The sequence below is a fragment of the Acidaminococcus hominis genome (assembly GCF_022484025.1).
GTDB classification, from domain to species: Bacteria; Bacillota; Negativicutes; order Acidaminococcales; family Acidaminococcaceae; genus Acidaminococcus; species Acidaminococcus hominis.
The window spans coordinates 495,001-508,226 of the sequence record NZ_JAKVMG010000001.1 but is presented as its reverse complement, the minus strand read 5'-3'; the positions used below and the strand labels follow the sequence as shown (position 1 = coordinate 508,226).

The 13,226-nt window shown below is 51.9% G+C and carries 7 protein-coding genes; all 7 read right to left on the bottom strand.

All coding sequences use genetic code 11. The features are described 5' to 3' along the window. Nucleotides 1-21 precede the first annotated feature (21 nt). The 7 genes from LKE88_RS02405 to zorA all read right to left on the bottom strand — a co-directional run bounded on the left by LKE88_RS02405 (nucleotide 22) and on the right by zorA (nucleotide 13,189). Complete coding sequence (locus tag LKE88_RS02405) at nucleotides 22-3,093, bottom strand: type I restriction endonuclease subunit R (RefSeq protein WP_276802631.1); 3,072 nt, start codon at nucleotides 3,091-3,093, stop codon at nucleotides 22-24. 12 nt (nucleotides 3,094-3,105) lie between these two features. Further along, on the bottom strand, nucleotides 3,106-4,320 hold the full coding sequence (locus tag LKE88_RS02400; protein ID WP_276802629.1) for a restriction endonuclease subunit S: 1,215 nt from the start codon (nucleotides 4,318-4,320) through the stop codon (nucleotides 3,106-3,108). Between the two features lie 12 nt (nucleotides 4,321-4,332). Continuing rightward, nucleotides 4,333-5,940 (bottom strand): type I restriction-modification system subunit M, encoded by a 1,608-nt coding sequence (locus LKE88_RS02395; protein WP_276802627.1) that lies wholly within the window; start codon nucleotides 5,938-5,940, stop codon nucleotides 4,333-4,335. Nucleotides 5,941-6,299: 359 nt separating this feature from the next. After that, nucleotides 6,300-9,092: a DEAD/DEAH box helicase gene (locus LKE88_RS02390; RefSeq protein WP_276802626.1), complete on the bottom strand. Its 2,793-nt coding sequence runs from the start codon at nucleotides 9,090-9,092 to the stop codon at nucleotides 6,300-6,302. Between the two features lie 130 nt (nucleotides 9,093-9,222). Continuing rightward, nucleotides 9,223-10,626: an EH signature domain-containing protein gene (locus tag LKE88_RS02385; protein WP_118287217.1), complete on the bottom strand. Its 1,404-nt coding sequence runs from the start codon at nucleotides 10,624-10,626 to the stop codon at nucleotides 9,223-9,225. Further along, nucleotides 10,619-11,326: an OmpA/MotB family protein gene (locus LKE88_RS02380; RefSeq protein WP_118287218.1), complete on the bottom strand. Its 708-nt coding sequence runs from the start codon at nucleotides 11,324-11,326 to the stop codon at nucleotides 10,619-10,621. The genes LKE88_RS02385 and LKE88_RS02380 overlap by 8 nt, the downstream gene beginning before the upstream one ends. A 12-nt stretch (nucleotides 11,327-11,338) precedes the next feature. Beyond that, entirely contained in the window at nucleotides 11,339-13,189 is a 1,851-nt protein-coding gene (gene zorA / locus LKE88_RS02375; RefSeq protein ID WP_118287219.1) for an anti-phage ZorAB system protein ZorA, read from the bottom strand. Nucleotides 13,190-13,226 lie beyond the last annotated feature (37 nt).

Sequence of the window (13,226 nt, the reverse complement as noted above, 5' to 3'; positions counted from 1 at the left end):
CCTCAAAAGAGGCTGCTATTCTTACTGCTCAATCAGCTTCTGGAGCTTTTCCACGTACATAGCCCGGATGGCGGCCAGCAGCCTGCCCCAATACTTCAGGCCGATATCCGGATGGCTTTTCCGGTATTCTTTCACATCACTGGCCTTTTTCAAGGCGTCCTGGTTTACCTGCTTGTCGTGTTCACCTTTCTTGATATCGTAGGTTTCGATGAAGAATTCCAGAGCCTCGGGATCCACACACCATTCCCGGGCAAAGGTATCGATGGTGTCTTTCACCCTGGCCCGTACCCGGTCGTTCATTTCATCCACAAAACTCCGATTCACAAAAGCTGCCGGGTTGTCCTGGTAGTCTTTCCAGATTTCTTCCAGGACTTCGGCTCTGGCCGGATTGGTCTTCCGGAACCGGGCGATTTCTTCGTTGATTTCCTGGAAAATCTTCTGATTCTTGGCCGTATCCGCAATCATCAGGGCCGATTCATCGGGCCGGGTGGCTTCCATCAGTTTCAGGATGTAATCCTCATCGATCTGGTCCCTGTGCCAGCACCGGAGCTCGTAGTTGATGGCGGTGTTCACTTCTTCGTCCCCGCCATCCCCCGGGTCCTTCTTCAGTTCTTCCTTTACATTCCGGAACTTGCCGCTGTACCCTTCGATGATTTCTTCGGCAATCTTGTAATCCCGTTCCAGGTCCCGGTCCTGGAATTCGGAATACACCTGGATATCCCCGTAAGCATCGTCAAAATCCCGAAAGGCCTTCAAAAAGCTGATTTTCTGCTTTTTCGTCAGCCCATCCACCGCTTCCGGGCGGTCTGCAATCTGCCGGAGTTTCCCCAGGGCTTCCCGGAATTTCTTTTCCGCTTCTTCCCAGGTGGGTGCCTGGACAAAGCTGCCGCCCCCGGCGGAATACAGGGTCATGGCCTCATCCACCGCCCGTTTGAAATGGGCCGGCACCTGGAAGGTGACGATCTGCCCGAACCGTTTCTGGCTGTCAAACAGCCGGTTGGTCCGGGAAAAGGCCTGGATGATCCCATAGGACCGCATGGGCTTCCGGTCGATGAACAGGGTGGACAGACAGGGAGCATCGAACCCGGTAAGCAGCCGGTCCACCACAATCACCAGATCCAGCTGGGCTTCCCGTACCTGGTACTGGGATTTTTTCCGGGCCAGACGATCGTTGACATTGGCGTTGTAGGCGTTCAGCTGGTCCAGACCGAACTGGGTACCGAACATCTCGTTGTAATCCTGCAGGGATTCCTTCATCCGATCCTGGTTCACGGAGCTGTTGTCCTCATTTTCCGTTACGGAATAGGTAATGGCCACTTTGGGAAAATCTGCCAGTTTCCGTTTGATGGCGCTGCTCACTTCCAGCCCCGGCACTTCTCCCGCCTTCACATCCTGGAACAGTTGGTAATACCGCTGGGCCTGCTGGATGGAGCTGGTGGTCAGAATGGCGGTGAAGTTGTTCCCCTTCCCCCGGTCCAGTCCCAGTTTGCCGCTGGAACGGTTGATGATGAAATCCACCACCTGGCGCATGTGCCCTTCGTCCTCATAGGCAGCATCCAGGATTTTCTCCCGGAGCAGGACCTTTTCCAGGCTGTATCCGTCCTCATCTTCCTCCCAGCCGGTCACCTGGTTCTTCCGGGCCAGGTCCTCCAGGTCAAAGGTGCTGTGGTATTCCACCTGGAACCCCAGCACTGCCCCATCGTGGAGAGCTTCCTTGATGGTGTACCGGTGGAGGCATTTTCCGTACTGTTCCTGAGTGGTCTTGGGCAGGTTCCCGGCGCTGTTCTTGGCATCTTCCTGAAAAATCGGGGTACCGGTGAACCCGTACCACAGGGGCCGGGTAAAATACTGGTCCAGCTGGGCCTGGGCTGCCGGGGATACCGCCCGGTGACATTCATCCACCACGAACACCAGCCGCAGTTTGTGGAGTTTTTCGTATTGATTGGACCCTTCCGGGTACCGTTTCATCACCCGCTGGAGCTTCTGGATGGTGGTGACGATCACGTCCCCGCCTTTGGCCTGGAGTTTTCGCATCAGGTCACTGGTGTTGTCCGTTTCGCTCACATCGATGGTATCACACTGGGCATAGGCCTGGAAGGCCCCGGTGGTCTGGTTGTCCAAATCCTTCCGGTCCACCACGAAGATCACCTTGTCCACACTGGGAATCTGGGTCAGGTAATGGGCTGTTTTGTAGGAGGTCAGGGTTTTGCCGCTGCCAGTGGTGTGCCAGATGAAGCCGGACTGGGTGCCCCCGTCCGTATAGGGATTCACGGCATTTTTCACCGCTTCGATGGCGTGGATCTGGTAGGGCCGGAGCAGGATGATGGCCTTCCGTTCGCTGTCCAGCACCGTATATTGGGACACCATCCGGTGGGCCGCCGGAATGGACAGCACATCCCGGGCAAAGGACAGGTAATCAGTCTGGGGCTGGTTCTTGTCATCCAGCCACAGGGACAGGAACTGGGGATTCAGGCTGTTTTCCGCAGCGGCGGCAATGTACCGGGTATCCGCCCCGTTGGTCACCACGAACATCTGGAGGGTGGAGAAAATATCCCGGAACACCCCTTCCTTCAGGTATTTCTTAATCTGGTTGAAGGCTTCCATATAAGGATGGGCCCGGTTCTTCAGTTCGATGTGGATCATGGGCAGTCCGTTGATGAGCAGGGTCACATCTCCCCGGCGGTTCCGGTCCAGGGCTTCTTTCCGGGGAAACTGGATCTGATGCACCACTTCATAGACGGAAGAGCCCCCGGCCACGTCCACCCGTTTGAACACCACCGGGTGGATGGTGCCCAGGCTGGCGTCTTCCCGCTGGATATCCACCCGGGCCACCCCGTTTTCTCCCAGCATCCATTTGGCCCCGTCGTAAAAAGTGGGGAAACGGAGCTGGTTCTGCACCTGGAGGAATTCTCCATCCGTAAGAGGATGGGCGTCAAACAGCTCTTTGTTGTTGTTCACCAAGATCCGCCGGAAATTGTCCCACAGGTCCTGGATGGTGTGAAGGTCCTCCCGGAGTGTCCACTGGGACTGCTGTTCCGTCAGCTGCCGGAGCAGGTGCTGTTCCATGCTTTCTTCCGATTCATAGGAAGTCATACGGTTTCCCCCTTATACAAACAGATTTTGCAGCAGGAATTTTTTCAGCGTTTGCAATGCTTCCAGCTTACGCTGATGAAGGGTGATGAGGTTGTCAAGCTTAGCCAGAAATTCAGCAATCTTATTTTGTTCTTCAATTTTTTCTGGTATCTTTATATTAATTGTGCTGAGGACGGGAAATTTTAAGTTCCAGTTATCGGAAGTTATTCCCTGCGAATTTATCTGAAAAACGTGTATTAAATCTTTTGTTTTAAATAGATATGATACAAACCTGGCATCTATTCCATCATGTGGCTTTAACACTGTATATGCTGGGCTTACGATACCTTCATAATCCGAAAAGCCGCTTGCGCCCTGCCACATTCTCATAGAATTATAAGCAATATCACCAATACACACTTTTTTATATTTTGATTTATCTTGATTGGAACTATCATGCCGTTCTAATTCTGAAAAACGTTTTATACCTTCATTTATTGTGACTGATAATAGCTCACCTTTAGGCATGCTCTCTTTACGTTCGGTAAAACAATCTCCTATCTTACGCTGTTCCCAATCGTCCGTAAACCCTTTGAACCGGATTTTCGGGACCTTCTCCCCTTTGTCCGGGAACAGGTTCTGGAGGAAATAGGCTTTCAGCTTTTTCAGCTGGTCGGACTTACGCTGATGAAGGGTGATAAGGTGGTCGAGCTGTGAAAAGCATCTGCTTATTTTGCGTTGCTCTTCAAGTATCGGATAGCTAAGCCCAATTTGAGCAAGATCATCATTATGAAGATGAACAATAGATTTTCCTTGAGCCCTTCGTGCCATATCTAAGTGTGGCTCGCCATTCGATATACTGATTGCCAAAAAGGTAGAATCAATCTTTTTATTCGGATGAATAATATTTAAGTCGCTTCCCAGCAATATCCCTGGCTTTTCAACAACGGAAGCTATTGAAATGTCTTCAGCAGTTTCTCCTGAAGCAGGGACGATGACCTCTCCACCCTTGCTATAGATAGAATCAGTTTTATCTTCAACAAATGTATCCACATCTTTTATAACAGTTTCGTATTTTGTATAAAGACGACCATATAAGATTATTGGCGTGCCAGATTCTCTTAAATCTGACTTTGAATAACCTATTCCTTTGGAAAATATGGCAAGTTCCGACAACTTCCGCTGTTCCCAATCGCTCGTAAACCCCTTGAACCGTACCACCGGAACCTTCTTCATTTCTTTTTTCATCATCCCATCTCCTTACTGAAACAGGTGAAGCAGGTCCTGGAGGTCTTTGGCCTTTTTAGGGTCGTCGGTGGTCAGCTCTTCCATCATATCCGCCAGTTCTTTTTCCGCAGCCTGAATCTGGTGGTTGGTGGCAGCCATTTCCCGGTTCACTTCTCCCAGATCGATTTCCGGTTCTGGTTCGGAGGTATCCACATACCGAGGGATGTTCAGGTTAAAGTCGTTTTCCTGGATTTCTTCAAAGGAGGCCACATGGGCGAATTTGTCCACGTCCTTCCGGTCGGTGTAGGCCTGAAACAGCTTCTGGATGTTGGCCTGGGTCAGGGTGTTCTTGGCCTTGCCTTTTTCAAATTCCTGGCTTCCGTCGATGAACAGCACATCCCGGCCGGGACGGTCTTTTTTCAGCACCATGATGATGGTGGGGATGCCGGTGGAATAGAAGATCCCTGCCGGAAGGCCGATCACTGCATAGATGTACCCTTTTTCCAGCAGCTTCTGGCGGATCTTCCCTTCCGCAGCCCCCCGGAACAGTACCCCGTGGGGCAGGACGATACCCATGGTGCCGGTATCTTTCAGATGGTACAGGCCGTGGAGCAAAAAGGCATAGTCGGCCTTGGATTTGGGAGCCAGCACCCCATAATCGGAAAACCGGGGGTCACTTTCGAACCCCTTGTCTGCACTCCAGTGCTGGGAATAGGGCGGGTTCATCATGACCCCGTCGAAATTCGTCACTTCATCACTGGGCCAATCCCGGTCCAAGGTGTCCGCATTCCGCAGATGCTGGTTGGTGGCAGCGATCCCGTGGATGATCATATTCATCCGGGCCAGGTTATAGGTGGATGTTTTGATTTCCTGGCCGTAATACTCTATGGAATCCACATCCTTGATATAATGGCGTACATTCAGCAGCAGGGAACCGGATCCCATGGCCGGATCGTAGGCGCTGAAGCCCTTTTTGGCTTCCTGGCCCCAGGTCACAATGTGGGTCAGCAGCTGGGAAACCGATTGGGGCGTATAGAATTCTCCTGCCTTCTGGCCCATATCTGAAGCAAAAGTGCCGATCAGATATTCATAAGCATCCCCCAGCACATCCCCGCTGTGGCTGTCCAGGTTCAAGAGAGCCAGGGCCGTCATCACCTGGGCGATCATGTCATTCCGCTTCTGGGGGGTGGACCCCAGCTTGGTGGAATACAGGTCCACATCGTCGAACAGATGGCCCAGAAGGTCCGGATTGGACTGTTCAATGTCCCGGAAGGCCTGGTTCAGATTTTCCAGCTGGAAGGTCTGCTTCCGGATGGAATCCATCAAAGCGGCAAAGGTAAAATCCGGTTTGATTTCATAATCCATGTTCATGGTTTCCAGCAGGTCTTCGTGGAATTCTTCCGCATCGTAATATTTTTTATACACCCCCTGACGGGCCTCTTCCGTGGCCACATCCTGTGCTTCCACTTTCCCGGCATCCACCAGGGCATTGGCAGCCGCTTCCAGGGTCTTGTCGGACAAATGCTTGTAAAAAATAAGGCCCAGAGCATAGTTCATATAGTCCGCTGCCCCCATGGTCTGGCGCATCACGTTGGCAGAATCCCACAGAACCTGTTCCAGGCTTTTTTCGTCAGTGCTCATCGTTGTGAATCTCCTTTAGGATAATTTGGCGTGCTTGTTTGTGATATTTTTATTGTATCACAGAATCAGGGCCTCTTTTTCGTTAATTTTATTATACCCCACCCCCTGTCCAAAAAGGCGGACAAAAAAGACGTCAGACTGGCCCTTGGGGCCGCATCTGACGTCTTACAAGAGCCCTGCCGGGCGGCCAGGGAAGGGCTTCCCTGCGGGCAGCCCCTACCACGTTGGGGTCAGAGATGCAACAGAAAATCAGAGAAACGGGGTTGTCAAAAAATCCGTTCCTGTGACCGTTAGATCGAGCGTTCGATTACAACGGCGTAAAAGCGAGCCGATGTCCCGCCCTTCCCGGCCGCCGCTTTTCACCCTGCCGCCTCTTCAATCCGTTTCAGCATGGCTACAGCATTTTCTTCACTGGCCTCTGTAGGATACAGTGCGCTTCGGCTCAAATCCCGTTTGTACTGGAGCAGGGCATCCAGGTTCAGATCAAAGGATGCATCTTCCGGGAAATCCGTATCCACAGCCATGGGGAGATAGACGGTCACCGCTTTTTTCTGTCCGATCCGGTAAGCCCGGTCCGTGGCCTGGTCTTCTTTGGCCGGGTTCCAGCAGCGGCTGAGATGGATCACATGATTGGCTCCGATGATGTTCAGCCCCACACCGGCAGCCTCCGGAGACAGCAGCAGCACCTGGAACCCTGGTGCCCGATTGAACTGATCCACCATTTTCTGCCGGGCCACAGCCTGTGTGGTCCCGTTAATGGGAGGCTGCATCTGGATTTTGTAGATTTGTTCCAGAAAAGTCCGGAGCAGCAGCTGAATTTTCCGGCTTTCCACAAAGATCAGGGCTTTTTCCCCTTTCTCTCTCACTTCATCCAGGATTTTCCTTGTCCGCATCAGTCTGGCAGAGGAGCCAAAGAAATGCTCCGGATCACCCAAAGTATATTTCTTTACATTCCCGCCGGCTCCAAGACTGGGACAGAGAGAAATATCCCGGAGCCGGGCAATGGCCTGGAGCATGGTGATGGATTTATCTCCCTGCCCTTCCCGTGCTTCCCGGACTACTTCCCCATACAGTTTCCGCTGTTCTTCCGGCATGGAATCCTTGAACCGGAGGATTTCTTTGGCAGGCAGCCCCAGATTTACATCTTCTTTCAGCCGCCGGATAAAACAGGGATCCAGATTCTTCCGCAGCTGGTCACCCAGTTCTTTCAACAGTTTCCCCTTGTTTTCCACATTCTGCAGCTGATGCTGATAATGACTGTTGAAATCTTTCAGAGATTCCAATTTGCCTGGTTCCACAAAATCCATGATGGTCCACAGATCCGTCCAGGAATTTTCCACAGGAGTCCCTGTCAGTGCCAGTCCAAAATCGCAGTTCATGGCCCGTGCCGCAACAGAAGTCCGGGTGGCCGGATTCTTGATTTTCTGGGCTTCATCCAGGATCATGACACTCCAGGCCACCCGTCCAAAAGAAAGCTGCAGTTCCCGAAGGGTTTCATAGGTGGTCAGGATCAGATGGTTCCGACTGTAATCGATCCGATTTTCCCGGTCCTGAAAATCCAACATGGAAACTTCTTTCAGATTGGGGTCCGGGGGCCGAAAATAACAGCGGCTCCCGTCCGGATTCCTGGCCCAGTGTTTCTTCAGTTCGCTCCCATACATGGGCACAATTCCATCAAACAACCCTTCTGCCAAAAATTTCCTGTACTCTTCCATCCAGTTCTGAAGCAGAGAAACCGGGGCCACAATCAGTACCGATGCCATGTCACTGTTTCCATAGGCTTTTTTCAGGGCTGCCAGGAATCCAAAAGCCTGGAGCGTTTTCCCCAGCCCCATATCATCCGCCAGCAGGACTCCATGACAACCATGTTCCCAACAGACCGCTAACTGCTCCATTCCCACCTGTTGGTGAGGCATGGGACGGATGCCTGGTTTCAGGCCCTGACCCAGGTAATCCCCCAGCCGGTTGGACCCCAGCCGTTTCTCCCGTGCCGCTTTCCGGGAACGATATTCCTGGGAAAGGAAATTCTCCTGGATCTGGAGAGACGCTTCTTTTTTCTTTTCACCAGCGGCTTCCGGTTCCTGGTTCTGTTTCTCTTGCTTTTCCCCAGCCTTTGCCTTAAGCTGGTCCACATAGGCCAGAAAACCCGGTGTCAGTTCAACTTCCTGGTCTCCAACAACAATCCGCTTTTCTCCCCGGTCCAGAGCATCGCTGACCTTCAGGAACAGTTCGGGATAATCTTTTTCATCCAGTGCAAGGCTGGTATAATTGCCCCCGACCTTGTCCCGGGCAGCAGAAGCTTCCATGCCGGCTCCTTCCGGAGGCAGCCAGTTCCGCCCGGAACTCAGGGAAAAAGGCAAATCTGGAGCCAGAAATTCTCCAATGGAGACCACCCGGTCCCCATAGACTCCCAGATCAAAATCGAAAGCATCTGAACCAAAGATTTCCCGAGGGTGTTCTGCTACCTGCCGAGCCGCCTCCGGAGACAGCCGCTGACACCGGCGCATCTGCCGGATGCCTTCTTCCTGTTCCGGAGTAAAAACATACTGGGTCTTGTCCGGTCCATAGATTTTTCCGGTATTGTACGGATTGCTCCGGAATCCCTGCTCCAGAGAATCGGCTTCCATCCGGGTATAGGAATCCCCCTCTTTCCGAAGCAGCACCGGCAGTACGGAAAAAGATCCGTCCGGATTTTTTTCCAATCGCACAGAAAGTTTATCCGCTGTAACGATTTTCTGCCGTCCCATGAACCGGTCCAGGGTGGCGTGGATTTTTTCCGCTCTCTCTTTGATTCGAGCCAGTTGGAGGGTATTGTACTGGCTCAGTTCCCCTCTGTTCTTAATCTGCTGGCTTTCCCGGTTGCTTTCTTCCACCAGGTTCACCAATTCATACTGGTCCCTGCTGAACCGGTAACAGGTTTCCCGGCTCAGTTCCACATAAGACCCCAACACCCTGATTCCATAAAAAGGAGTCCCGTCTGGTCGCTGGTATTCCAGGTCATAGCGGAAGGACGGAGAACCCAGACTGCCGTGGCTGCGGAGAGTGATGCCATAAGGAAAACAATCCGGCAGTTCCAGGATTTCTGAAATTTCCGGATCCAGTTCCACGGCCTGTCCATGGGGCAGCAGGAATCCATCTGTTTTCTCCTCCACTTTTCCTTCAGAAACCAGGATTTCCAATTGTCCCTGTATCAGCGGCCAGTCTCCTGTAGATTCTGTTTGAACACAAGGGTAAAAATATCCGTTCTCTTGTGCTGTCCAAAAACGGTGGTTGGTCATTATTCTACCTCCATCGGCTTTCTTTGGGCCGTACCCCGCAGTGTCTCCGAACCCAGTCATTGACCTTCCGCTGCCAGGAACCGGTTTCTGAACTGGAATGGACGAATTCTTCCTCAATATTGGAAGCCTGTGTAACGTCCGTATAAGAAAATCCTTTATAAGTATATTTTGCCTGATAAAAAGGCAGAGGCTCTTTTCCTCTTTTCCAAACTCTCAGTTTGCCATTGTGGCTGGCCTCAATAAAAACGTAATCCCCAATACTGAACATCAGCAGACTCCTCAGGGAATCTCCGGAACCGTTCAACCGTCCAAAGCCCATACCCTGTTTGGCCAGATCCATCTGCCTGGCAATCTGTTCTGCTTCGGGCCCCAGAAATACCCTGGTATAGTACATGGCATCCAGATATTTTTCCCAAAAACTTTTACGGTATTTCCACATGTTTTCCGATGTGGCAACCTGCCGTACTGTCTTGGAAATAATGGTAAAGAACAGGTTCAGATCGTTCTTTTTCAGCCAGGCCAGGAAAATCTCCTGGGCCTTTTCATCCACATCCACCCAGTTCAGCCTAGACCCCGGGTCCCGGGGATCTCCCAGCGCCTGTAGCAGCAGGATCCGTACTTCTTTTTCCCGATTTCCGTCACTGGACCGGTCCGTCAGGTAAATTATCTTTTCGGCAGCAAAAGGGACCATATTCTCACAGGCCTTGTCCTCACAGATTTCTTTCAATACGCCGAACAGGTCATCCCAGTCGTCCTCTTCCTCCAGCTGGAAAAAATCCTTGACAGCCCACTGGGCAAATGCCCCATACCACAGGTTCACAGGCCAGCAGAATTCTTCCAATGCTTTATGGAAACTCCGCCGGTTCTGGATTTCCCGGGTCAGCAGCTTATGGCCATTGGGTTTCAGCAGTTGCTTCCGGTTCCGGAGATACAGCACCGACTTCAACAGTTCTGGGTCTTTCTGAAGGAAAAGAGAAATGCATTTCTGCAGCCGTTCTCCCTTGTATGGCTGTCCGTATACAGTAAAATAAGCAAATACCAGATTTCGGAAGGTATTCCGCCGGACGGAACGACGAACCCCATTCCCTATGGCCTGCAGGATGTCCTGGAGCAGTACTTCATAAAAGCGGGGCTTTTCCTTCCTGTCCCGGGTGAGCAGCACCGGCAGAAAAGGGATTTCCCGTCTCAAGTCCAGCACCACTTTCCGGTTCTTTTCCTGATTTTTCACCTTGGCATACAGCTCTTCCATGGTCACCGGATCCAGGGCTGGCCGGCTGCAGGAGCTGGATACGGTCTTTTTTATCCATTTTTCCAGTTCCACGGGCCTACCTGGATGCAGACATACATCAGGCAGGCGGATTTTGAAAGATTTCAGCCGTTCCAGGCTGTGCAGCAACGACTTATCCATGGCTGCCTCCGGAAGGCTTTTCCCCAGGATCCTGGGGCGGCATCATAACAAACCGGATATCGATCCGCCGATTGGCGGCCCGTCCCGCCTCTGAATTGGGATCCAGACCATTTTCCCGGACAGGCCGGGTTTCCGCATAGCCAGAACAGGAGAAGATAGGTTCTCCCCGGGGATTCACCAGCCAGTTGAATTCCGGTACATCGTTCCGCATCAAATTCCAGGTGTTGATGGCCCGCTGGGTGGAAAGCTCCCAGTTGGATTGGAAAAATTCGTTGTGGATGGGCACATTGTCCGTATGGCCTTCGATAAAGACCGTTTCCAGGGCTTCCCGATATTCCGGCCGGGTCATGGTTTTCAGCAGGGACTGGCTCAGCTTGCTGACCGCTGCCTGCCCCTGTTCTTTGATATTGGCTTCCCCAGATTCAAACAGCACACTTTCCGGGATCCGCAGCACCCCCTGCTTGGTGTCAATCCTCACCTGGAGGCCTTGGGCCTGGAGGTCCTTCCCCACATCCTTCAGCAGCTGATTCCGCAATTCCGTATTCCCGGTATATTTGTTAGTCACCGTCTCGAAATTCAGCATGAAATAGCACAGAGCCAGGATAAAGATACTCAGGAGCCCTGCCATCAGGTCACTGACAGAAGTGGTAAAAGCATCACCGCTCTGTTGGGCTTTTTCTTCTTTCTTTTTCTTCCACATTCAGGTTTCTCCTTAGTGCCGTCTGTTCTTGTCCATGGCATCGGACAGATCCTGGATGGAATCACTCAGACTCTTGTTGATGATAGACACAGAATCCATGGCCTCTTTGATGCTCTTGTCGTACTGGCCAAGAGTTTCAGACAGCCATTTGCTGGTAGAAGTATTGTACTGTTCCAGAGTTCGGGCCAACGTATCCGTAGCTTCCCGCATTTCCCGGCTTACCCCCTGGAAAGTCTGCTGATAGTTTTCCCAGGCGCTGCGCATGGTACTCATGGAATCCCGGATCAGTTCCAGATCTTTCTGACTGCTCTGGCTGGCCAGGACCAGTTTCTGGACATTCTGGTCCACATGGCTGTTGAACTGATTGCTGGCGCTGACCACCAGGTTCAGCTGGCTGCCCAGCGTATCCGCCACTTTCTGCATGGGCGTGCTGGCCTGGGCAAATTTGTCCGCAGTTTTCCCTGCCGAAGCCATGATTTCCCGGTTGTGCCCCAGCATTTCCTTCAGCCCGGACATGTAAGAATCCATGGTACGGTTCCGTTCCTGCATATCGGTCTGGAGCTGTTTCAGCACTTCCAAAACGGATTCTTTCATATTGGCTGTCACCTGGATCATTTCGTCTCTCTGGGTCCGGGTGCTCTGGCTCATGGTGTCAGTAATCTCCTGGATGGTTCCCTTGGTGGCTTCCGTAGTCTGGAGCAAGGCCTGGTTGGCTGTCCGGCCAGCTTCCACCATCTGATCCAGAGCTGCTTTCAGATTGGTGTTCATCTCTTCCACCAACTGCTTCATAGCCGCCTGACTGGCATCGCTGGTAGTGGCCTGTTTCTGGATATTGGCGTCCATGGCTTCGTTCAGCTTGGTCACCATCATCTCTACAGACCCCTGGAGCCGAGCGGTATTTTCCGCATTCAGCCGTTCAGAGACTTCCATCATATTGCCCATTTTCCCCTGGAAATCCTGGAGGGTCACAGCCAGGCCCTGGATCTGGTCCCCGGCCCCCTGTTCAATGGATTTGGACAGGGTATCCCCGGCGCTGGAACCCAGTTTGTCAATGGACTGGTTCAAATCCTGGAATACCGGTTCCAGACTGTTGGTAAAGGATTCCGTCAGATTATTTTTCAGCGCCACATCGATACTCTGGCTGAGCTTTACAAACATGTCTTCCAGACGGCCCACCAGTTCCCCATTCAGTTCTCGCATGGCATCCGTCTGTTCTTCCGCCTGTTCCGCCTGATTGGACAAGAATTCTTCCAGACTCTTGGAAGGGAAAAGGGTATTGAGCTGATCGATCAGAGTGGCCAGTTTTTTGGTGTAAGGGCGGTAGATCCAGTTATCAAGGAGGTTGTACCCCAGTGCCAGGATAAGGCCGACCACAGAAGTCAGGAAGGCCGTCTTCGTCCCGCTGAGCAGGACTTCAATCCCGCTTTTCATGGTTTCTACATTGCCCAGGTCGATGCCGCTGATACCCACGGTGATTCCGGCAAAAGTTCCCAAAAGCCCCAAGCCGGTAAAGATTCCCGGTATGGCGCGAAACAGATCCAAAGGCAGGTTCTCCAGCAAAGTCCGGTCGTTATAAAAAGCCTCCGGGTCCTGGGTCATCAGCACCCCTTCTGCTTTACTTTTAAACAGCGTCCGTTCAAATTTCTTCCAAATCGAATCATACGGGGCCTGCCCCATTTCTGCCTGAAGATTGCCGTAATTTTCCCTGATGGATTCCCGAGAATAATTCTGTAAAACAGAAATAATCTGTTCCACAGAAGAACCAGCTTTACTGATTCTGAAAAACCAACGAAAACAGAAACCTGCACCTATAATAAATAATAAATAGAAAAAATCTGAAATCCAAGACAGCCAATTCCCCATGAAAATTTCCTCACCTTCATTTTTGTTTATTCATAGC